General features: G+C 61.2%; 16 protein-coding genes. 11 read left to right on the top strand and 5 right to left on the bottom strand.

The features are described 5' to 3' along the window. Positions 1–27 precede the first annotated feature (27 nt). Entirely contained in the window at positions 28–1,845 is a 1,818-nt protein-coding gene (gene exaA / locus E0L37_RS15665; protein WP_236564051.1) for a quinoprotein ethanol dehydrogenase, read from the bottom strand. Positions 1,846–2,198: 353 nt separating this feature from the next. Here exaA and pedF point away from each other — a divergent pair, with 353 nt between their 5' ends. From pedF to E0L37_RS15640, 5 genes are all read left to right on the top strand, one after another. Then, positions 2,199–2,642 (top strand): cytochrome c-550 PedF, encoded by a 444-nt coding sequence (gene pedF, locus E0L37_RS15660; protein WP_133492649.1) that lies wholly within the window; start codon positions 2,199–2,201, stop codon positions 2,640–2,642. 29 nt (positions 2,643–2,671) lie between these two features. Beyond that, a complete protein-coding gene (locus E0L37_RS15655) occupies positions 2,672–3,436 on the top strand; it encodes a quinoprotein dehydrogenase-associated SoxYZ-like carrier (protein ID WP_014993997.1) in 765 nt (254 codons plus the stop codon). Continuing rightward, complete coding sequence (locus E0L37_RS15650) at positions 3,423–4,394, top strand: quinoprotein relay system zinc metallohydrolase 1 (protein WP_240687485.1); 972 nt, start codon at positions 3,423–3,425, stop codon at positions 4,392–4,394. The genes E0L37_RS15655 and E0L37_RS15650 overlap by 14 nt, the downstream gene beginning before the upstream one ends. Positions 4,395–4,523: 129 nt before the next feature. Next, positions 4,524–6,044 (top strand): aldehyde dehydrogenase family protein, encoded by a 1,521-nt coding sequence (locus tag E0L37_RS15645; protein ID WP_133492648.1) that lies wholly within the window; start codon positions 4,524–4,526, stop codon positions 6,042–6,044. A gap of 172 nt (positions 6,045–6,216) precedes the next feature. Next, entirely contained in the window at positions 6,217–7,200 is a 984-nt protein-coding gene (locus E0L37_RS15640) for a zinc-dependent alcohol dehydrogenase family protein (protein ID WP_133492647.1), read from the top strand. Between the two features lie 268 nt (positions 7,201–7,468). Here the strand turns inward: E0L37_RS15640 and E0L37_RS15635 are convergent, their stop codons facing one another. The 4 genes from E0L37_RS15635 to E0L37_RS15620 form a co-directional block, all read right to left on the bottom strand. Then, a complete protein-coding gene (locus tag E0L37_RS15635) occupies positions 7,469–8,626 on the bottom strand; it encodes a porin (protein WP_133492646.1) in 1,158 nt (385 codons plus the stop codon). A 217-nt stretch (positions 8,627–8,843) separates the two neighbouring features. Further along, complete coding sequence (locus tag E0L37_RS15630) at positions 8,844–10,301, bottom strand: efflux transporter outer membrane subunit (protein WP_133492645.1); 1,458 nt, start codon at positions 10,299–10,301, stop codon at positions 8,844–8,846. Next, positions 10,298–13,444 (bottom strand): efflux RND transporter permease subunit, encoded by a 3,147-nt coding sequence (locus tag E0L37_RS15625; protein ID WP_133492644.1) that lies wholly within the window; start codon positions 13,442–13,444, stop codon positions 10,298–10,300. Before E0L37_RS15625 ends, E0L37_RS15630 begins: the two co-directional genes overlap by 4 nt. A 12-nt stretch (positions 13,445–13,456) precedes the next feature. Beyond that, entirely contained in the window at positions 13,457–14,656 is a 1,200-nt protein-coding gene (locus E0L37_RS15620; protein ID WP_133492643.1) for an efflux RND transporter periplasmic adaptor subunit, read from the bottom strand. 159 nt (positions 14,657–14,815) lie between these two features. Between E0L37_RS15620 and E0L37_RS15615 the strand changes: the two genes are divergently transcribed. The 6 genes from E0L37_RS15615 (at position 14,816) to E0L37_RS15590 (ending at position 21,816) form a co-directional block, all read left to right on the top strand. Continuing rightward, the gene (locus tag E0L37_RS15615) at positions 14,816–15,463 is read left to right on the top strand and encodes a TetR family transcriptional regulator (protein WP_133492642.1); all 648 of its coding nucleotides are present in this window, start codon (positions 14,816–14,818) and stop codon (positions 15,461–15,463) included. 262 nt (positions 15,464–15,725) lie between these two features. Further along, positions 15,726–16,490: an SDR family NAD(P)-dependent oxidoreductase gene (locus tag E0L37_RS15610; protein WP_133492641.1), complete on the top strand. Its 765-nt coding sequence runs from the start codon at positions 15,726–15,728 to the stop codon at positions 16,488–16,490. A gap of 189 nt (positions 16,491–16,679) precedes the next feature. Further along, positions 16,680–17,738 (top strand): phosphotransferase family protein, encoded by a 1,059-nt coding sequence (locus E0L37_RS15605; RefSeq protein WP_133492640.1) that lies wholly within the window; start codon positions 16,680–16,682, stop codon positions 17,736–17,738. An 86-nt stretch (positions 17,739–17,824) separates the two neighbouring features. Continuing rightward, positions 17,825–18,613, top strand: coding sequence for a 5'/3'-nucleotidase SurE (surE, locus tag E0L37_RS15600; protein ID WP_133492639.1), 789 nt, complete (start codon positions 17,825–17,827; stop codon positions 18,611–18,613). Positions 18,614–19,008: 395 nt separating this feature from the next. Continuing rightward, positions 19,009–20,685: a long-chain fatty acid--CoA ligase gene (locus tag E0L37_RS15595; RefSeq protein WP_133492638.1), complete on the top strand. Its 1,677-nt coding sequence runs from the start codon at positions 19,009–19,011 to the stop codon at positions 20,683–20,685. Between the two features lie 267 nt (positions 20,686–20,952). Next, positions 20,953–21,816, top strand: coding sequence for a branched-chain amino acid ABC transporter permease (locus E0L37_RS15590; protein WP_133492637.1), 864 nt, complete (start codon positions 20,953–20,955; stop codon positions 21,814–21,816). Positions 21,817–21,827: the final 11 nt, after the last annotated feature.

Below are 21,827 nucleotides of genomic sequence, written 5' to 3'. Positions count from 1 at the left end.
CGCTCCTTCGCGGGTTGACGACCGCCGTTATTTCTTCGCCATGTCCTTGGCGAAGTCCGGTAGTTTGAACACCCAGAAGGAACCGCCCTGGGAGATCGGCCGGGTCAGATCCGCCATGTCGCCGCCCCACAGCGGCACCGCGCCACCGTAGCCGGCGGTCACGCCGATGTATTGCTCGCCGTCCATTTCCCAGGTGATCGGCGGAGAGATGATTCCGGTGCCCACCTGGAATTTCCACAGCTCCTTGCCGGTCTTGGCATCGAAGGCCTTGAAGTAGCCGTCACCGGTACCGGTGAACACCAGATTACCCTTGGTGGCCAGCACGCCAGCCCACAGCGGCATGTGTTCCTTATGCTGCCAGACCACCTTGCCGGTCTTCGGATCCATGGCGCGCAGGATGCCGACGTGATCGTCAAACAGGCGCTTGATACGGAAGCCCATGCCCAGGTACGCGGAGCCGGGGGTGTACTCCACTTCCTCGGTCCAATAATCCTCTTTCCAGTGGTTGGCGGGCACATAGAACAAGCCGGTGTCCTGGCTGTAGGCCATCGGGTTCCAGTTCTTGCCGCCCAGGAACGGCGGCGAGACTTCCACCGCTTCGGAACGGGTTTCGCCTTTCTTCAGGCGTGCCGGCCGCTGGCCTTTGTTCTCGATCGGGCGTCCGGTTTTCAAATCGATGCCCTTGGCCCAGGTGATTCCGTCGACAAATGGGAACGCGTTCAACAGTTTGCCGCTGGTCCGATCAGTGACGTAGAAGAAGCCGTTACGGTCGGCGTGGGCGCCAGCCTTGTGGAGCTTGCCTTTCTTGTCGACGTAATCGAACAGCACGATCTCGTTGTTGCCGGAGAAATCCCAGGTGTCGTTGGGGGTGTGCTGATAGAACCACTTGATCTCGCCGGTGCTCGGATCCACGCCCACCTGCCCGGAAGTGTAGAGGCTGTCGTAGTCCTTGGGATCACCGTCGGGCGCGGTGCGAGCCCAGCCGTTCCAGGGCGCGGGGTTGCCCGCGCCGATAACGATGGTGTTGGTTTGCGGATCGAAAGTGGCACTCTGCCAGGGCGCGCCGCCGCCGTGACTCCAGGCCTTGGCCTTGCCGGTTTCGGTGTTGGGATCGTCCGGCCAGGACGGCGCGCGTGGATCACCACTGGGGGTGCTTTCCTTGCCGTTGAGACGGCCCATGTGGCCTTCCACGAATGGCCGCATCCAGATTTCCTCACCGGTATCCGGGTCGCGGGCGAACAACTGGCCGACGACGCCGAATTCATCGCCGGAGGAGCCGTGAATCAGCAGGACTTTCCCGGTTTTCTGATCCTTAACGATGGTCGGTGCGCCGGTCATGGTGTAGCCGACCTTGTGGTCGGCGAACTTCTTGCGCCAGACTACTTTGCCGGTGTCCTTGTTCAACGCCACGATGCTGGCATCCAGGGTACCGAAGAAAATCTTGTCGCCGTAGATGGCGGCGCCACGGTTGACCACGTCACAGCAGGGCCGGATGTCATCCGGCAGGCGGTGAGAATAGTCCCACAACTTTTTGCCGGTGCGGGCGTCGACGGCGAATACCCGGGAGTAGGAGCCGGTGACGTAGATCACGCCATCGTGGACCAGAGCCTGGGATTCCTGGCCGCGTTGTTTCTCATCGCCAAACGAGAAAGACCAGGCCGGTGTCAGCATGGAGACGTTGTCGGCGTTGATGTCGTTGAGGGTGCTGTAGCGCTGGGCCTGGATGCCCAGGCCGTACATCAGCACATCATCGGTGGTGGCGGCATCGTTGGCGATGTCTTCCCAGGTTACCGCCTTGGTGGCGGAATGTGCGGCGCCACTTACCCCGATCGTGGCCCCGATCATGGTGGCCAGGGTAACCGCGCCGGCAAGGCGCTTGGCCTTTCCGGAAAACGGTGTGTTGCGGCTTGTTGTTTTCATACCTGTTCCTCGGCTTGTTGGTATCGGTCGCGGAGTGTTCCCGCCCCGCTGCGAATGAAGACAGCATCAGAGTCCCCGAGGGCGAGCTTGGCCGCTACCGACAGCAGGCCGAGAAATCTAGCCAATTGGGTCTAGTACCAAGGATGTAGACAGGTTTGGTCCAAGGACGAGTAGGTCGATGGAGAGCGGGCCGCTAGATTGAAATACGGCGTGAAGTCCTGGAGTTGTCTTCACGCTTTACCGCCGTATTGCAATCCCCGATTTGAAGGACCCCGACGATGACCAGAACAAAAGTTATTCTCATCATTACCTCCCTGTTGTCCCTGGCCGGTCTGGCCTGGGGACACGGCAACGTCACGCCGCAGTCGGTCAACACCCGAGGCCTGGAAGAACTGGGCGAGGAATGGCGCGACACCAACCCTTACCGCGAATCGCATCCGCAACACGATCTGGCGGTGGAAGTGGGGGAGTCCGCCTATAACCAGAACTGCGCCGCCTGCCATGGCCTGGAAGCCAAATCCGGCGGTATTGCCCCGGATCTGCGCGAACTGGAAAACGGAGATTACGGTGACGAATGGTACAAGGAGCGGGTGGTCAATGGTGCCAGCCGTGATGGCCGGGTGCTGATGCCGCCGATGGCCAATTACCTCAGCCAGGAAGCGCTGTGGGCGATCCGCACCTGGCTGGAAACCGTCAGCCTGGAAACCACCGGCGGCAATTAAGCGGCCGCTGAGCAAAAGGAGGGGTGGCCATGGCCGGTTACCTGAAACCGCTACTGGCGGTGCTGATACTGCTTGGCGCACCCTGGAGCGTGGCCGAGGAAGCACGGGAAGACCCGCTGGGGTCGTTCATGTGGGAACGCTATCGTGAGCGTTTTCTTGGCGATACACCGGTGCGTTTTGATTCGCGGGTCGGTATCCAGGCGCCGGCGTTCGCCGAGGATTCCGGGCAGGTTCCCATCGATGTGGACGCCTCGGACTTCAATGGCCGCTTTCAGCGCATGCTGTTGTGGGTGGAGCTGAACCCGATCCCGCTGGTGTTCGACTATCGGCCCTTGAGTGACGGCCTGGGCCGTCTTTCCATCAATGTGCGTCTGGAGCAGTCCTCGGCGGTGCGGGTGGCGGTGCTCAGTGATGGCGTCTGGCACGTCGGCAGTACCCGTATCGAAGGCGAGGGCGGCGGCTGCACTACACCGGGTATCGCCAAGACCGAGGACAACTGGTCGAAGGACTTCGGCAGGATCAAGGCCCGGCGTTTCGGGCATGAGTCGGGCAGCCGGGTACGGGTAAAGCTCTCTCACCCCATGGACAGTGGTCTGATTCCGAGCACACGGCCGTTTTATGTGGAGCAGGTGGCGTTTGTTCACGGCGACGAGCCGGTGGCAAGCATGACATGGCAGGCTTCGGTCAGTGAGAACCCGGAACTGGCGCTGACCCTCAAGGGCGATGCCGGCACCGCCTATCGGTTCCAGGCCCGGGACAACAACGGTAATGAGTTTGATCATGTCATCCCCTGACGGTGCAACGCGTTCGTGGTTGGTGAAGGCCGTGCTGTCCGTCGGCCTGGCGCTGTTCGCCGGCCCGGCGCCGGCCTTCGACTATCATCTCAAGCCAGTGGCCGTGGCGGAGCGCACCTGGATGGTGCAAGGACGGCGCGAGGAGCTCTCCGAGGACAACGGCGGTGATATCGCCAATGCCGCGTTCATCGCCACCGGTGACGGCGTCATCGTTATCGATACCGGCAGCACACTGAGTTACGGCCGGGCGTTGCGGGCGGCCATCGCCACGGTCACCGACCAGCCGGTGCGCTGGGTCATCAACACCCATCATCACCCGGATCATGTGTTCGGCAATCAGGCCTTCGAGGGTGCGGAGATTTCCGCGTTGCCGGCCACCATAGCCGCGCTGAAACGGGACGCCGACAGCTTCCGCACCACACTCTATCAACGGCTGGGTGACGCCGTGCGAGGTACGGAAACCGCCTTGCCGACCCGCGCCCTGGAGGCAGGGGAATCCCGTTTCGGTGACTACCCATTGCGACTGTTTGCCTTCAGCGGTCATTCCGGCGCCGACCTGGTGGTGCTTGATCCGGCCACCGGGGTGTTGTTCACCGGCGATCTGGTGTTTCACCACCGGGCGCCGACCACTCCTCATTCCCCCGGGATCGGAATCTGGCGGGAACAACTCCGGCAAGTGCGCGCGCTGCGGTTTGACGTCCTGGTGCCAGGCCATGGCCCGGCGGCCAAGGATGAGTCCCCGGTGGTCGAGACACTCGACTACCTGGATTGGCTGGATCGACGCCTCACCAATGGGGCGGCCAGCGGCGCCACCCGCAACGAAGTGATTCAGGCGCCGTTGCCGGAACGCTTCGCCGACATGGCGCTGGTGCGTTACGAGCTGACCCGCAGTGTCAGCCATTTCTACGCCGACTACGAGGAAGCGCTGTTGTGGGCGGATCCGGATACGACCAAATAAGGGCCGAATTAGTACCTTGGTAGCATGCGGGCGCTACCGGCCCGGCACTAATCTGAATATCCAGACAGTCCGCCCGAGAGTGTGGCGGAGACACTCAGGATCAGCATAAAAAAGCGAGGAAGTACGGCTATGATTTACGACAATCCCGGTAGTCAGGGCGCCCTGGTCTCCTTCAAAGAGCGCTACCAAAACTACATTGGCGGTGAGTGGGTGGCTCCTGTTAAGGGCCAGTACTTCGACAACATCAGTCCGGTCAATGGCAAGGTGTTCTGTCAGGTGCCCCGTTCTTCCGCCGAAGACATTGATCTGGCACTGGATGCCGCTCACCGTGCCGCGCCAGGCTGGGCACGCACCTCGGTGGCCGAGCGCGCCAATCTGCTGCTGAAAATCGCCGACCGGATCGAAGGCAGCCTGGAATCCCTGGCCGTGGCGGAAACCTGGGATAACGGCAAGGCGGTGCGTGAAACCCTCAACGCCGATATTCCCCTGACGGTGGATCACTTCCGCTATTTCGCCGGTTGTATTCGCGCCCAGGAAGGGACCCTCGCGGATATCGACGCCAACACAGTGGCCTACCATTTCCATGAACCGTTGGGTGTGGTCGGGCAGATCATCCCCTGGAATTTCCCGATCTTGATGGCCGCCTGGAAACTGGCGCCGGCGTTGGCGGCGGGCAACTGCGTGGTGTTGAAACCGGCGGAGCAGACCCCGGTATCGATCCTCAAGGTGATGGAACTGATCGGTGATTTGTTGCCGGCCGGCGTGGTGAACGTGGTCAACGGTTTCGGCGACGAAGCCGGCCAGGCCCTGGCCACCAGCAAACGCATCGCCAAGATCGCCTTCACCGGTTCCACCCCGGTGGGCTCGCACATCCTCAAATGCGCCGCGGAGAACATCATCCCCTCCACCGTGGAGCTGGGCGGCAAATCGCCCAACATTTACTTCGCCGACATTCTCAATGCCGAGCCGGAGTTCATCGACAAAGCGGTGGAAGGGCTGGTGCTGGCGTTCTTCAATCAGGGAGAGGTCTGCACCTGCCCGTCCCGGGCGCTGATTCAGGAAAGCATGTACGACGACTTCATGGAACGGGTAGTGGCACGCATCGCCACCATCAAGCGCGGCAACCCGCTGGATACCGAGACCCAGGTCGGTGCTCAGGCTTCCCAGGAGCAGTTCGACAAGATCATGTCCTACATGGAAGTGGCCCGTAGCGAAGGTGCTGAGTTCCTGTCCGGTGGTGACCGTGAGTCTCTGGCCGGTGAACACGGTGACGGTTTCTACATTCAACCGACGCTGCTCAAGGGCCACAACAAGATGCGGGTGTTCCAGGAGGAGATCTTCGGCCCGGTGGTGGCGGTGACCACCTTCAAGGACGAGGCGGAAGCACTGGAAATCGCCAACGATACCGAGTTCGGTCTTGGTGCCGGGGTATGGAGCCGGGATATCAATGTGGCGTTCCGCATGGGCCGCGGTATTCAGGCCGGCCGGGTCTGGACCAACTGCTATCACGCCTACCCGGCCCACGCCGCCTTTGGCGGTTACAAGAAATCCGGTATCGGCCGGGAAACCCACAAGATGATCCTGGACCACTACCAGCAGACCAAGAACCTTCTGGTCAGCTACGACGTAAACCCGCTTGGCTTCTTCTGAAGCCAATGGATAAACCGGCGGAAGCAGGAGGGGAAATGTTCTCCCGACCTCTCCGCCGGTCCCGCTGCTTTCCCTGTCCATCCTCCCTCTCCGTTGCTTGATTGCGATCAAGGCTCCCGCTTGCACTACACTGGATCATGGGTGCGCTATTCCAACAACAGCGGAGGTTCCCATGCGAGCCATGAGCTTGCGAAAGATCGGCGAGCCGCTTGAATTGATCGATTGCCCGGCAGCCCGTCCCGGCCCCGGCGAGCTGCGCCTTCAGGTCGAAGCCTGTGGGGTCTGCCGCACCGATCTGCACGTGGTGGACGGCGAGTTGGAGGACGTCAAGCTTCCTCTGATTCCCGGTCATGAAATTGTTGGCCGGGTGGTGGAACTGGGGCCCGGCTCAAGCCGCTTCTCCCTCGGGCAGCGCGTTGGTCTCCCGTGGCTCGGGCATAGCTGCGGGCAATGCCGCTATTGCCTGGCCGGCCAGGAAAACCTGTGTGAGGCCCCCGGATTTACCGGCTACACCCTGGATGGTGGTTACGCGGAACACTGCGTGGCCTCGCAGGACTATGCCTTTGCCCTACCGGAAGAGTCTGACGCCGTCAGCCTGGCGCCGTTGATGTGCGCTGGTCTGATCGGTTACCGCTCCTATCGGATGGCCGGGGAGGCGCCGCGCCTGGGCCTCTACGGTTTTGGCGCGGCGGCGCACATTCTCACCCAACTGGCTTGTTGGCAGGGGCGCGAGGTCTACGCATTCACCCGTCCTGGAGACAGTACCGCGCAGGCGTTCGCGCTGGAAATGGGGGCGAGTTGGGCCGGTGGGTCGGATCAGGCGCCGCCGGTGGAACTGGACGCGGCCATTCTATTCGCTCCGGTGGGCGCGTTGGTGCCGGTGGCGTTGCGCGCCGTGCGCAAAGGCGGTGTGGTGGTCTGCGGCGGCATTCATATGAGTGATATCCCGGCGTTCCCCTATGCCGATCTGTGGGGCGAACGGGTGATCCGTTCCGTCGCCAACCTGACCCGGGAAGATGGCGAGCAGTTCTTGCACCTTGCGTCGCAGGCCGGCATCGAGGTGGCGACCCGGGTCTATCGGTTGGATGAGGCGAACGAAGCGCTGGACGACCTGCGTGCCGGCCGCCTCAACGGCGCGGCGGTGTTGGTGCCTTGAGCAGGAAGCCGCTGTGGGAAGTTTGTTTGCAAGCGGATATCCAACGCCGGAAGGGCCGATTCGCCAGCAAGCTGGTCTCCCACAGCTTTACTACAGGGCTGCTGTGGGAAGCTTGCTCGCAAGCGAATATCCTGAGCGGAATTTGTCAGCAGGCGTGGCTCCCACGGCGGCCTTGTAGCTGCCTCTGAGTTCATATCAACGGCGCTGATAAAAAAGGCCGCCCCAGGGGCGGCCAAATGGCACAGTGGAATGGATCCGCTCGGCGGATCTACCAGGAGAGTGCGGCCCCCACTGCCAGAGTGTCGGTGGATTCAATCTCGCCGGCCTGCTTGTCATCGATTTCGAAGCGGCTGAAATTACCCAGCAGTTTCAGGCTGTCGTTGACCGCGTAGCTGAGCAGAACGGCTTTGTTCTCATAGTCGGCTTCACCGCCGAGCAGATTGCCGTCGTCCTCGCTACGGCCATAGGACAGCGCCAGCCGGAATTTATCGATCTGCTGGCCGAACTGGAGCAGGTACCCCTTGCTGTCGATCTCCCTCAGGTTGGCCTGGCCGAGGTTGTTGGAGAACAAGGGATGCATGCCCTCCGCATCGAAGCCCGACGCGGTGATGGAGGTACCGCCGAGTTTGGCCTGAACGCCGTAACCCAATCCCCGTGAGGTCACATCCTCAATGGTACTGTCGGTGTTTTCCGAGGTCTGATAAGCGCCGTTGATCCAGGCATACAGTTCGGTGGCGCCGAGGCTGGTCTGGTAGCTCACTTCGGTTTCGAAACGCGGTGCCGATTGATAGGCCTTGCCGGTGCCGCCGACGTCGTTGCTGTCATAGGGATCGAGAACGCCCACGGCGACTTTCAAGGCATGTTGTTGGGGACTGCGGTAAGTGATCTGGGCGCTGGGGAAGGGGTAGGGGTAGCCGGTGCCGATATTGCCAAAGGACACGCCGCCGCCGTCCATCAGGCCGAGGGTATCGCTGGCCTGGCCGAAACCCGACAACAGTTCGTCGCGCAGAATATTGGAACGGGCGAACAGACCAAAGTCCTTACCGATCAACACCTGACCCCAGCCGCCGTCGATGGTGCCGTAGAACTGCCGCACGTCGATGCCGGTTTCGGTACCGTTGGTTTCACTGTCATTGATGGTGACCCAGAACGAGGACCGGGCGCCGAGTTTCAGGTCGCCGGCCTGGCGGGACACATTGAAGCCGATCCAGTTCGGCAGAAACCCCATCTTTACCCGGGACTGGCGCCGGTCGAACTGGTCGCCAGGGCGGTCCACGTCGTTGTTTACGTAAAAGGCGTTGATATAGCCATCGGTGGAGAAAGTAGTCTGATTATCATCGTAGAGCTTGATTTCCGCCTGCGCGGCGGTACTGGCAAACGATGCCAGCAGAGCACAGATGAGAGGTAGCCTTTTGTTGTTGTGCATGGTTCGCTCCATGTTTTTTTGCGTCGTTCGGAGCGGGCAGTATGGAAAGAGGCTGGCGACGGCGAATCCCGCTTTGGTCGGGAAGGCGTCTTAAGACCGGGAAGACCTGTTGGGGGGCACGAAAGTCGTGCGCGGGTGTGGGGTCGGGAACTAGAACGAAGAGAGGGGGGAGGTGGGAGAAGGAGAAGCCCGGCGTGGTCGCGCCGGGCGGATGCACTCAACCCTGGGTGCCGGAAGCGTCGTTGTCTTCCTGCTCCGGGGCGGTGTTGATCACGGTGGCCTGATCCTCCAGCCAGCCGCCACCCAGGGCCCGATACAGGGTGATCTGATTGGCAAGCTTGCTGAGCGTGATGGACACCAGCTCCTGGCGGGCGGTCAGCAGACTGCGCTGCGCGTCCAGTACCGCCAGATAGTCGTCCGCGCCCAGTTCGTAGCGTTGCTGGGACAGTTCCAGTGAGCGCCGGGTGGCGTCCACCAGTGCCTGTTGGGCGATTTCCTGTTCCAGCAGGGTTTCCCGGGACACCAGCGCATCCGAGACCTCCTGGAAGGCGGTCTGGATGGTTTGTTCGTAGCTGGCCACGCTCTGGTCCCGGCGTACTTCCGCCACGTCCAGGCTGGCGCGGTTGCGCCCGCCAGTGAAGATCGGCAGGGATATGCTGGGGGAGAACGACCAACTGCGCGACCCGCTCTCGAACAGCCCGTCCAGCTCGGCGCTGCTGGTACCAAAGGTGCCGGTCAGGGAAATACTCGGGAAGAACGCCGCCCGGGCCGCGCCGATATTGGCGTTGGCCGCCCGCAGCAGATGTTCCGCGCGGATGATGTCCGGCCTTGCCAGCAGCACATTGGAGGACAGCCCGGAGGGCACCTCCGACAGTTCCACCAGCCCGGATTCCTCCAGATTATCGTTGGGCAGCGGCGGCAGCGGCGCGCCGACCAGGGTGGCCAGGGCGTTCCGGTCCTGGGCCACCAGGCGGGCGAAGCGGGCGCGATTGGCGCGGGCGGTTTCCAGCGCGGTCTGCGCCTGACGCAGTTCCAGTTCGGAGCCGACACCGAGGTCGAAGCGACGCTGGGTCAGGTCCAGGGAGGACCGGTAGGCCTCCATGGTCTCTTCGCTGATGCGCAGGTTTTCACGGTCCGCCACCAGAGTCAGATAAGCGTTGGCTACTTCCGAGACCAGCGTGATATGGGCGCTGCGCTGGGCCTCTTCACTGGCCAGATAATTCTGCAAGGCGGCGTCCTTGAGACTGCGCACCCGGCCGAACAGATCCAGCTCGTAGGCGGAGATGCCCACGTTGGCGCCGTACTGACTCTGCACCTGGCTCTCGCCGGTGTTGTTCAGGTCGCCGGGCACCCGCTGGCGGGTGCCGGTGCCGTTGAGGCCGATATCCGGAAACAGGTCGGCCCGTTGAATCCGGTACTGGGCGCGCAACTCTTCCACATCCAGCATGGCCAGACGCAGATCCCGGTTGTTGGCCAGGGCGGTCTGGATCAGTTGCTGCAGTTCCGGTTCGGCGAAGAAATCCCGCCAGCCGGGCAGGGTGACCTGCGTGGCGTCGGCGCCTTCACGGAACTGATCCGGTACCGGGGACGGGGGCTGTTCATAACTGGGCGCCAGCGTACAGCCGCTCAAGGCCAGAGCGACGGCCAGCGCCATGGAAGCGGGCTTCAAAGTCATCCGCGGATCTCCTCGGACGGCTCGTTACGGTCACCTTTGCCGTTCAACGGCACACCGGACAACTTACGAACCACCACATAGAACAAAGGAATGAAGAAAATAGCCAGGGCGGTGGCGGTGAACATGCCGCCAAACACGCTGGTGCCGATGGCGTTACGGGCACCGGAGCCGGCACCGCTGCTCAGCATCAGCGGCGTCACACCGAGCATGAACGCCATGGAAGTCATCAGGATCGGGCGCAGCCGCATTCGTGTGGCCTCCAGCGTGGCTTTCCACAACGAGTAGCCCTGATCCTCCAGGTCCTTGGCGAACTCGGCGATCAGGATCGCGTTCTTCGCCGATAGCCCTATGGTGGTGAGCAGCCCGACCTGGAAGAACACATCATTTTCCAGGCCCCGGCCCAGCGAGAACAGGACCGCGCCGATCACACCCAGGGGCACCACCAGCATCACCGCGAACGGAATCGACCAGCTTTCGTACAGAGCGGCGAGACACAGGAACACCACGATCAGGGACAGCGCATACAGCGCCGGCGCCTGGTTGCCGGACTGACGTTCCTGGTAGGACAAGCCGGTCCACTCGTAGCCGAAGCCCTCGGGCAGATCCGCGGCCAGGCCTTCCAGCGCGGTCATGGCGTCGCCGGTGCTGTAACCGGGCATGGCATTACCCTGGATGTTCACCGAGGATACGCCGTTGTAACGCTGCAGTTGCTGCGGACCATATTGCCAGTCGCCAGTGGCGAAGCTGGAGAAGGGCACCATCTGGTTATTGCTGTTGCGCACGTACCAGGTGCCGATGTCCTCCGGCAGCATGCGGTCTTCCGCGTCGCCCTGGACATAGACCCGCTTGATCCGGCCGCGATCGAGGAAGTCATTGACATAGGTGGAACCCCAGGCCACCGACATGGTGTTGTTGATGTCGGCGATGGAGACACCCATGGACTGTGCCTTCAGGTGATCCACATCGACCTTGTACTGCGGCGCGTCGGGCAGGCCGTTGTAACGCACCTGTACCATGGACGGATCCTGGTTGGCCTGACCAAGCAACTGGCCCATGGCCTGATTGAGGGCGTCATGGCCCAGGCCGGCACGGTCCTGGAGCTGGAAGTTGAAACCGCTGGCCACACCCAGAGCCGGGATCGACGGCGGGTTCAAGGCGAAGATGATCGCCTCGCGGATGCCGCCGAAGTACCCCATGGCACGGCCGATGATCTGATCGATGCCATCAGTGCCGAGGTCACGATCCTCCCAATCCCGCAGCCGGACGAACGCGATCCCCGAGTTCTGTCCACGACCGGCGAAGCTGAAGCCGGCCACGGTGAAGATCGATTGCACCGCGTCTTTTTCCTCCTCCAGGAAGTAGTACTCCATCTTCTTCAGTACTTCGATGGTCTGCTCCTGGGTGGCCCCGACCGGCAACTGAACCTGCGCCAGCATGATGCCCTGGTCCTCTTCCGGCAGGAAGGCGGTGGGCAGACGGGTGAAGGTGAACGCCAGCACCGCCACCACGGCCACATAGATCAGTAGATAGCGGCCACGGCGGCCGAGAATTTTCTCCACCTTGTCGTGATAGCCGTGGCTGGCGCGATCAAAGTTGCGATTGAACCAGCCGAAGAAGCCCTTCTTGTCGCCGTGGGAGGCGTCCTGCTGCTTGAGCATGCTGGCGCACAACGCCGGCGTCAGGATCAAAGCCACCAGCACCGACAACACCATGGCCGAAACGATGGTGATGGAGAACTGGCGGTAGATGGCACCGGTGGAACCGGGGAAGAAGGCCATCGGGATAAATACCGCGGACAGCACCAGGGCGATACCGACCAGAGCGCCGGTGATCTGTCCCATGGATTTGCGCGTGGCCTCACGGGGAGGCAGCCCCTCTTCCGCCATCACCCGTTCCACGTTTTCCACCACCACGATGGCGTCGTCCACCAGCAGACCGATGGCCAGCACCATGCCGAACATGGTCAGGGTATTGATCGAGAAGCCGAAGGCGAACAGCACCGCGAAGGTCCCCAGCAACACCACCGGAACGGCGATGGTGGGGATCAGGGTGGCGCGGAAATTCTGCAGGAACAGGTACATCACCAGGAACACCAGCAGAATCCCCTCAAACAGGGTCTTCACCACCTCCATGATGGAAATTTCCACGAACGGCGTGGTGTCGTAGGGGAAATCCATCTGCATGTCTTCGGGGAAGAACTGACTCAGATCGTCGAGCGTGGATTTCACCCGTTCGGCGGTATCCAGAGCATTGGCGCCGGTAGCCAGGTTGATCCCCAGGCCGGTGGCGGAAGTGCCGTTGTAACGCCCGGTGATATCGTAGCTTTCCTTGCCGAACTCGATGTTGGCGACGTCCTTGAGCCGTACCTGGGAGCCGTCATCGTTGACGCGCAGCAGAATCCGTCCAAATTCCTCCGGGGTCTGCAGCAAGGTCTGCACGATGATGGAAGCGCTCAGTTGCTGACCTTCCACCGCCGGGTTGCCGCCAATCTGGCCACCGGTGATCTGGTTGTTCTGCACCGTGATCGCCTGGGTGACGTCCGCCGCGGTCAAACCGAACTCGGTCATTTTCTGGGAGTCGAGCCAGACCCGCATGGCGTACTGGGTGCCGAACAGCTGGGTGGTACCCACGCCTTGCACCCGGCTGATCGGATCCTGGATGTTGGCCGCCACATAATCGGCGAGGGCGGCGTTGTCCAGTTCGCCGGATTTGGAGTTGAACGCCACCACCATCAGGAAGGTGTCGGAGGACTTGCTCACCTGCACCCCTTGCTGTTGCACCACCTGGGGCAGGCGCGGGGTGGCCAGTTGCAGTTTGTTCTGCACCTGGACCTGGGCGATATCCGGATCGGTACCGGCGGCGAAGGTCAGGATGATCTGCGCGTTACCGGAGGAATCACTGGTGGAAGACATGTACAGCAGGTTATCGATGCCGTTCATCTGCTGCTCGATAACCTGCGTCACCGAATCTTCCACCGCTTTCGCCGAAGCCCCCGGGTAGGTGGCCTCGATAGTGACTTCCGGCGGTGCCACGGTGGGGTACTGTTCCACCGGCAAAGTATTGATCGCCAGGGCGCCCGCCATCATCAGAACGATGGCGATCACCCAGGCGAAAATGGGTCGATCAATAAAGAAATTGGCCATGTTGCTCCCCGATTACTCGGCGTTGGCGTTATTCGGGCCGTTGTCCTGGGCCTGGGTTTGCTGCGCTTGCTGTTGTTGCGCCTCGACGTCCACACCTTCCACCGGCATGCCGGGGCCGATTTTCTGCAGGCCGTCGACGATCAGTTTGTCGCCGGCGGCGAGACCCTCGCCGATCAACCAGCGGTTGCCCACCGTGCGCACGGTTTCCACCTGACGTTTTTCCACCGTGTTGTTGTCGCCGATGACCAGGGCGCTGGCGGTGCCCTGCGGATCACGAGTGACCGCTTTCTGTGGCACCAGGATGGCGTTGTCACGTTGTCCCTGAGGCAGCTTGGCGCGTACGAACAGACCGGGCAGCAGATCGCCTTCGGGATTGGGGAACAGGGCGCGCAGGGTGATCGAGCCGGTGCTTTCATCGACGGCGTATTCCGAGAACTGCAGGGTCCCGTTCTGGTCGTACTCGGTACCGTCCTCCAGTACCAGAGTGACGCGCGCCTTGTCTTCGCCGACTTGTTCCAACTGTCCGCTTTCCATGGCCACGCGCAGTTGGCGCAACTCACGGGCGGACTGGGTGAGGTCCACATAGATCGGATCCAACTGGCGAATGGTGGCCAGCGCCTGGCTCTGGTTGGCGGTGACCAGAGCGCCGGCGGTAACGCTGGAACGGCCGATGCGTCCGGAGATCGGCGCCTTGACGCTGGCGTAATCCAGGTTCAGGCGAGCGGTTTCCACCGCGGCCTGAGCGGCGGCGATCCGCGCTTTGTTGGTAGCCAGGCTGGCCTGGGCGTTGTCGTACTCCTGGCGGCTCACCGCGTTCGCCTCCACCAGCTTCTTATAGCGCTCGGCCAGCAGCTGGTTGGACTCCAGCGTGGACCGGGCGCTGGCCAGATCGGCCTGGGCGCTGGCCAGTGCCGCCTTGAATTGGCGATCGTCGATGCGGTAGAGCACCTGGCCGGCTTCGACCTCGGCGCCTTCATCGAACAGGCGTTCCTTGATGATCCCGCTCACCTGGGGACGGATTTCCGCCACCTCGTAAGGGGTGGTGCGGCCAGGCAGCTCGTTAACGACGGTATAGGGCTCCGATTTGACCGTGATGAAACCCACCTGTGCCGCGCCGCCGGCACCTTGCTGCTGAGGCGCGTCGTTTCCGCAGGCGGTCAGGGCGAGGGCAAAAAAGAAAAGGACAGAAAAATGGACCGATCGTGCGCGCATAGAAACCTCGGTTTCCTATGAAAATCAATGAATTTTGGTTGCTTCCGTTACGGCGAGAAAGCGCGGATACCCGATAATTACATAAAAGCGAAAAGAGTATACATACATTCGTAGATGTATGTATGGTTCTCTCACCGACTGAATCACAGGAGTCCGGCCATGAGGCGCACCAAGGCGGAAGCTCAGGAGACCCGTGAGCAGATACTCGACGCGGCGGAACGCGTCTTTCACGAAAAAGGTGTATCGAGGACCTCCTTGAATGACATTGCCAGCGCGGCGGGGTTCACTCGTGGCGCCATTTATTGGCATTTCAAAAACAAACACGATGTTTTCGCCGCCATGCTGGAGCGGAAGCGTTTGCCACTCGAGGCTCTGGCGCAGCGGGCGGAGCACCCTGAAGAGAAGGACCCGCTGGGACGCCTGCGGGAGTTTCTGATCTATATGCTCTGTGAGACCGTCCGTGATCCAAGCCGTCGGCGGGTATTGGAGATCATATTCCAAAAATGTGAATTTACTGTGGAAACCGACCCCCTGATGACCCGTCAGAAGGAATCCTTTCTGGAAGCCTCCAGGTCCATGCGGACCATCCTCGGTCGCGCAATCGAGCGCGGGCAGCTGTCGGAAAGCCTGAATATCGAGCGTGCCGTTAACCTGCTGCATGTGCAAGTGTGCGGCCTTCTTTATGTCTGGTTGCTGATCCCGGAGACCTTTGATCTTGAGCAGGAAGCCGCCCACCATGTGGACTGTTATCTCAATACGCTGAAACTGTGCCCCTCCATTTCCGGATGTCCGGATTCTCCTTCCTGATTTGCCTTTCTGATTTCGGAACGTAATTTCGAAATAATTGACGCGATCCAAGCAGCGTGTCACATTCTTTGCCCCCGCACGGACAGTGCCGGATGCCCGCCGGGCTGGTGGCGAATTGCCTTGGCTGCCCGGGCATCAACCGATAAAACAAAGCCATGCCGGCAACACAATACGTGCCTGGAACCGCCAGGCCAAGTCGTTTCCAGGGCTTCGTCCATTGCCGCCGTCGTGACCGGAAAAAGACCGGAACAGGAGAATAACGATGAGTAAACTGTTTGATCTCACGGGAAAAGTCGCTCTGATCACCGGATCCACCCGGGGTATTGGTAAAGCCATCGCCGAGGAAATGGCCCGTGCTGGTGCCAGGGTGGTGATCTCCAGTCGCAAGCCGGAGCCTTGCCATGAAGTGTGCGAGGCAATCAAGGCGGAAGGCCATGAGGCCATTGCCGTGCCCTGTAACGTGGGCAGCAAGGACGACTTGATGAATCTGGTGGATGAAACCCTTTCCGCCTTCGGCAAGATCGATATTCTGGTCTGTAACGCCGCCACCAACCCGGTTTATGGCCCCACCGCGGAAGTCAGCGATGAGGCCTGGGACAAGATTCTCGATACCAACGTCAAGGGCACGTTCTGGCTGTGCAATCGGGTGTTGCCGATCATGGCGGAGAATGGCGGCGGTAACGTGGTGATCATTTCCAGCATCGCCGGCCTGCGAGGCAATACCGTGATTGGTACCTACGGGGTATCCAAGGCGGCGGAAGCCGCGCTGGCTCGTAACCTGGCGGTGGAATGGGGGCCGAAGAACATTCGTGTCAACGCCATCGCCCCCGGTCTGGTGCGCACCGATTTCGCCAAGGCCCTGGTGGAAGACCCGGTCCGCCGCCAGCGTGCCGAGGAGCGCACCCCGGTGCGCCGTATTGGCGATCCGGTGGACATCGCCGGGGTGGCGTTATTCCTGTCCAGCGCGGCCAGTGCCTACGTGACCGGGCAGACCATCGTGGCGGATGGCGGCGAAACCATTTGTTGATGGCGGCGGCACGCTTGTGAGCCAATCGCGGCTTGTGGATCACTGCTGTCGGGTCAATTTTCGCGGATTGGGCGCCTGGCTCAATTCGCGAGCAAGCTCGCTTCCCACAGAGAGGGCTACTCATGCCGCTGTGGGAAGCTGCTTTAGCAGCGAATGGCGTGTTAGCGCCGATTTGATTTGAGGTTCCTTATGGAAGGTCAACCGGAACTGGTGCCGGTTCTTGAGGCGCATCGTTTCGATGAATCACGTCTGGCCGGGTATCTGGAGCAGGCCGGACTGCTGGCCGGAACGTTACGGGTGCGGCAATTCCAGGGCGGACAGTCCAACCCCACCTACCTTCTGGAAAGCGGTGAGCGCCGTTATGTGCTGCGCAAAAAACCACCGGGGAAGGTATTGCCGTCAGCGCATCAGGTGGACCGCGAATACCGCGTGATGAAAGCGCTGGGCGAGCACAGCGATGTGCCGGTGCCGGCCATGCGCGCGCTCTGCGAGGACGATGACGTTATTGGTACCAGCTTTTATGTCATGGATTACGTGCCCGGACGCGTGTTTTCCGAGCCGTTGCTGGAATGCCTGCCCACTGATCAGCAACGCCGTGCCGTCCATGAAGCCATGGTGGACACGCTGGCCAAACTACATAGCGTTGACTACAAGGCCGCCGGTTTGGAGGATTTTGGACGTCCTCAAGGGTATGTGGCGCGGCAGGTGAAGCGCTGGCGGGCGCAATATGAAGCTTCCAAGACCGATGATCTGCCGGCCATGGATAACTTGATCGACTGGCTTGAGGAACACATTCCCGAAGACGGCAGCGCCGCCATTGCCCATGGCGACTTCCGCATGGGTAACCTGCTGCTGGCCCCGGATCGGCCTGAAGTCGTGGCGGTGCTGGACTGGGAGCTGGCCACTATTGGGCATCCGCTGGCGGATCTGGCTTACTTCTGCCTGCCGTACCATTTGCCCCATGGTATTCAGGGCGTGCGTGGTCTGGATGGTCTGGATCTGGGCGAGCGCGGTATTCCCGACGAGCATGCCTTGCTGGAGCGTTACTGTCGTGGTTGCGGTCGCGATGGCATCAACGACTGGCCGGTGTTTCTGGCTTTCGCGCTGTTCCGTACCGCGGCGATCCTGCAAGGGGTTTATGCTCGCGCGCTGCAGGGCAACGCCAGCAACCGCGATGCGCTGGAAGTGGGCAAACGGGCCGGGTTGATGGCCGAACGTGGCTGGCAAATCGCCCGTACTCACCAGTAGCGCCAACGGCGTCATCATCGCTTCACGCCGACCGCACAGCATAGGAGCGGACGGTACACAAGAATTCGGACAATACAGGAGCCACCATGAAGCCTTTCCAACGTATCCTTCTCACCAACGACGATGGCATCGACGCCCCGGGCCTGAAAGTGGCCGAGGTGATCGCCGGGGAACTGGCCGAGGAGGTCTGGGTGGTGGCGCCGGAACATGATCAAAGCGGGGTGGGGCAGAGTATTTCCCTGCACAGTCCGTTGCGGGTCTACCACCACGGCGAGCGCCGCTATGCCGTTTCCGGCACGCCGGCGGACTGCGTCCTGTTCGCCATGGCTGAATGGTTGGAGGAAACGCCCCCGGATCTGGTGCTGTCCGGGGTTAACTGTGGCGCCAATCTGAGTGACTCGGTGATGTACTCCGGTACCGTTGGCGCGGTGCTGGCGGCGGCCCATCTGGGGTTGCCTGGCGTGGCGCTGAGCCAGGCGTTTCTGGATCGGAGTGCCATCAATTACGCACCAGTGAGTGAGCTGGCGGCGGGACTGATCCGGCAATTATGGGAGCGTCACACCGAGCATTGCTGCTGGAACCTCAACTTCCCCGATCTGCCGGTGGCGGAAATCGAGGGTAATCGCATCACCCGCCAGGTGCCGGGCAGCATCCGCCGGGCCCGGCTGATGGCTGGCCGTGACGGCCGCAATCTTTCCTATCACTGGCTCTCCTTTGAGCGCGACCCGGATTCCATCGATCATCCGCAGTCCGATGTGGTGGCACTGCGTGATGGGCGTGTGTCGGTGATGCCGCTGCGGCCGTCCCGCTGCGATGAGGATCTGGCCGATGCATTGTGGGAGAAAGGAGAGTGGCCACTGGCCGGGCAGGACTGAGTGGTTGTATTCGCGAGCAAGCTCGCTTCCCACGGAGGCAGCTACGGAGCCGCTGTGGGAGGCTGTCTTGGCAGCGAATCAGTGTATGGGCGCGCCCGTCAGATCATTCGCCGCCGAAAATATGAAACCATATTCCGAAATAGTATTGACGCCCCGCGGGGCGCGTGTCAGATTCTCCGGCTATTCCATTTGGCGGGCCATGGAGTTCGAAAGCGCCCCGGTCGCCGAAGGTTAGCGACGTATTCCGAAGCATTTCCGCTCCCGGCGGGAGTGGCGGTTTCGTCGTATCACCTGTTGCGTACGCAGCAACAACAAGCGGGTACCAGCCTCCAAGACGCGGGCCCCAAGAAAAAAGTGGTCTATGTCGCCACAGTCGAATCGTAGGGAGAGTTAGCATGTTTGATCGGCATTTTGCCGTTTGGCCTGAAAACCTGCCGCATCACCTGACCATTCCGGAAACCAGCCTCTGCACCAACCTTGATGTCTCCGCGCTGCGCTATCCGGAAAAACCGGCCATCATTTATTACGACCATACCATCACCTACCGGGAACTGAAGCGCCAGGTGGACGCTCTGGCCGGCTACCTGCAATCGCTGGGCGTGGACAAAGGTGACCGCGTGCTGCTGTACATGCAGAACGCTCCTCAATTCATTATCGGTTACTACGCCATTCTGCGCGCCAACGCCATCGTCGTGCCGATCAACCCGATGAACCGCACGGCGGAACTGGAACACTACCTGGAAGACACCCAGGCCACGGTGACGCTGGCGGCGCAGGAAGTGTTCGCCAATATCGCGCCTCTGATCGGTACCCGGGAGCTGCGTCACGTCATCGTGGCGTCCTACAGCGACTACATTGATCCGCAAACCGATCTGGACCTTCCCGCGGAAGTGCGGGCTCCGGCGCAGCCCCTGCAAACCGAAGGCGCGATCGCCTGGCGCGACGCCATCGAGGCTGGCAAGACACCCGGCGAGCTGCTGGTGGGACCGGACGATCTGGCGGTGTTCCCCTACAGTTCCGGGACCACCGGTGCCCCCAAAGGCTGCATGCATACCCACCGGTCGGTGATGGCCACCTGCGTGCACGGCGTGGCCTGGCGCTCCGGCGGCGGCAGTGAGGGCATCATTCTCTCCACTCTCCCGTACTTCCATGTCACCGGCATGCAGGGCGCCATGAACGGGCCCATCTACACCGGCGCCTGTATCGTGTTGATGACGCGCTGGGATCGCCGCACCGCGGCCACCCTGATTCAGCGTTACCAGGTCACCAGTTGGACCAACATCGTCACCATGGCCATCGATCTGCTGTCCGATCCGGAGGTGGAATCGTTCGATCTGTCCAGCCTGCAGAATATTGGTGGCGGTGGCGCGGCCATGCCGGAAGCGGTCTCCGACAAGTTGTTCAAGCTCACCGGCCTGCGCTACATCGAAGGGTATGGCCTCTCCGAGACCATCGCCGCCACCCACATCAACCCCGCCGAGAAGCCCAAGAAGCAGTGCCTGGGCATTCCGGTCTTCGACGTGGATTCCCGCGTCATCGATCAGGACACCGGCAAGGAGCTGGGGGTTGGGGAAGTGGGAGAAATCATTTCTCACGGTCCGCAGATCTTCCAGGGGTACTGGAACCGTCCGGAAGAAACCGAGAAGGCCTTTATCGAACTGGACGGCAAGCGGTTCTTCCGTACCGGTGACATGGGCTACTACGACGAAGAGGGCTATTTCTTCATCGTTGACCGGGTGAAGCGCATGATCAACGCGTCCGGCTTCAAGGTCTGGCCCGCTGAAGTGGAAAGTCTGATGTACCGGCACCCCGCCATCCAGGAATGCTGCATCATCTCCGCGCCGCACGAGCGTCGTGGCGAGACCGTGAAAGCCTGTGTGGTTTTGAACGCCAAGGATAAAGATAACGTCAGCGAGGACGATATCATTACCTGGTGCAAGAACGAGATGGCCGCTTACAAGGTGCCGCGGATCGTTGAATTCCGCGACGAGTTGCCCCGTTCTCCCACCGGCAAGGTGATGTGGCGGGCGCTGCAAGAGCAGGAATGGGCGAAAGAAGAAAACGCATCCTGACCTTTTGAGCAACAGCAATTCCCGCCTCGGGATTGCTGTTGCTATTTTCACCATGCGAAATACTGTTCCGAATATTGACGCTTCGGTGAGGTGCTGTTAGCGTCTTGCCTTTCATGCACCATCGTGCATGAAAGTGTGCCGGCGAGAGCGTCCGTACCATAACAACCCAGAAAGTGAAGCGTGCGAATCAGCAGTGGAGAGTGGCGGTGGAGCGTCACTGATAACGACACAAAGCGCGTTTCATTATTATTATAAGGAGTCGCAGTTTTGGACTTGTTTCTGCAGCAAGTGCTCAATGGTCTGACCCTGGGAAGCATTTACGGCCTGGTTGCCCTGGGCCTGACCCTGGTCTATGGCATTCTCCATGTTCCCAATTTCGCCCACGGTGCGCTGTATATGGTGGGAGCCTATGTGGCTTACTTCACCATGGTGGACCTGGGGCTGAACTACTGGCTGGCGATGATCGCCGCTGGCGCGGTAGTCGCCTTCCTTTCCGTTCTCTGTGAGCGTCTCGTTTTTCACCCGCTGCGCAATGCGCCGCCCATTCACGACAAGATCGCCGCCATTGGCATCTTGTTGTTCCTGGAAGCGGTGGTGCAGATGTATTGGGGTGCGGATTTCCGCCGCATGCCCACGCCCTATACCGAGATCCTGCATTTCGGCGGTCTCACCATTCCGGCCCAGCGTCTGTTGATCATCGCCGGTGCCTTCGGCCTGATGGGCGCGTTGCACCTGTATCTGAAAAAGACCATGACCGGTGCCACCATCATCGCCATGGCACAAAACCGGGAAGGTGCCTTCCTGGTGGGTATCGATGCCAACCGCGTGGCGATGATGACGTTCGCCATCGCCGGTGTGCTGGCGGCGGTGGGCGCGACCTTGTTCGCCCCGATCAACCTGGTCTACCCGGCCATGGGCCACCTGCTGATCATGAAAGCGTTCGTGATCATTATTCTCGGCGGTATGGGGAGCATTCCCGGCGCTATCGTCGGCGGTCTGATCATCGGTTTCGCCGAAGCTCTGGGCGGTTTCTATATCTCCAACGAGTACAAGGACGTCATCGCCTTTGCCTTGCTGGTGGTGATTTTGTCGGTGAAACCCACCGGGCTGTTCACCAAGGGGGTGCGCTAATGGATCGCCTG

It is taken from the genome of Alcanivorax sp. 24 (genome assembly GCF_004360225.1).
GTDB classification, from domain to species: domain Bacteria; phylum Pseudomonadota; class Gammaproteobacteria; order Pseudomonadales; family Alcanivoracaceae; genus Alloalcanivorax; species Alloalcanivorax xiamenensis.
This window is presented reverse-complemented; position numbering and strand designations above follow the sequence as displayed.

Coding starts and splice junctions, on each gene's coding strand:
- exaA (WP_236564051.1), bottom strand. CDS start 1,845: ATGATCGGGGCCACGATCGGGGTAAGTGGCGCCGCACATTCCGCCACC.
- pedF (WP_133492649.1), top strand. CDS start 2,199: ATGACCAGAACAAAAGTTATTCTCATCATTACCTCCCTGTTGTCCCTG.
- E0L37_RS15655 (WP_014993997.1), top strand. CDS start 2,672: ATGGCCGGTTACCTGAAACCGCTACTGGCGGTGCTGATACTGCTTGGC.
- E0L37_RS15650 (WP_240687485.1), top strand. CDS start 3,423: ATGTCATCCCCTGACGGTGCAACGCGTTCGTGGTTGGTGAAGGCCGTG.
- E0L37_RS15645 (WP_133492648.1), top strand. CDS start 4,524: ATGATTTACGACAATCCCGGTAGTCAGGGCGCCCTGGTCTCCTTCAAA.
- E0L37_RS15640 (WP_133492647.1), top strand. CDS start 6,217: ATGCGAGCCATGAGCTTGCGAAAGATCGGCGAGCCGCTTGAATTGATC.
- E0L37_RS15635 (WP_133492646.1), bottom strand. CDS start 8,626: ATGCACAACAACAAAAGGCTACCTCTCATCTGTGCTCTGCTGGCATCG.
- E0L37_RS15630 (WP_133492645.1), bottom strand. CDS start 10,301: ATGACTTTGAAGCCCGCTTCCATGGCGCTGGCCGTCGCTCTGGCCTTG.
- E0L37_RS15625 (WP_133492644.1), bottom strand. CDS start 13,444: ATGGCCAATTTCTTTATTGATCGACCCATTTTCGCCTGGGTGATCGCC.
- E0L37_RS15620 (WP_133492643.1), bottom strand. CDS start 14,656: ATGCGCGCACGATCGGTCCATTTTTCTGTCCTTTTCTTTTTTGCCCTC.
- E0L37_RS15615 (WP_133492642.1), top strand. CDS start 14,816: ATGAGGCGCACCAAGGCGGAAGCTCAGGAGACCCGTGAGCAGATACTC.
- E0L37_RS15610 (WP_133492641.1), top strand. CDS start 15,726: ATGAGTAAACTGTTTGATCTCACGGGAAAAGTCGCTCTGATCACCGGA.
- E0L37_RS15605 (WP_133492640.1), top strand. CDS start 16,680: ATGGAAGGTCAACCGGAACTGGTGCCGGTTCTTGAGGCGCATCGTTTC.
- surE (WP_133492639.1), top strand. CDS start 17,825: ATGAAGCCTTTCCAACGTATCCTTCTCACCAACGACGATGGCATCGAC.
- E0L37_RS15595 (WP_133492638.1), top strand. CDS start 19,009: ATGTTTGATCGGCATTTTGCCGTTTGGCCTGAAAACCTGCCGCATCAC.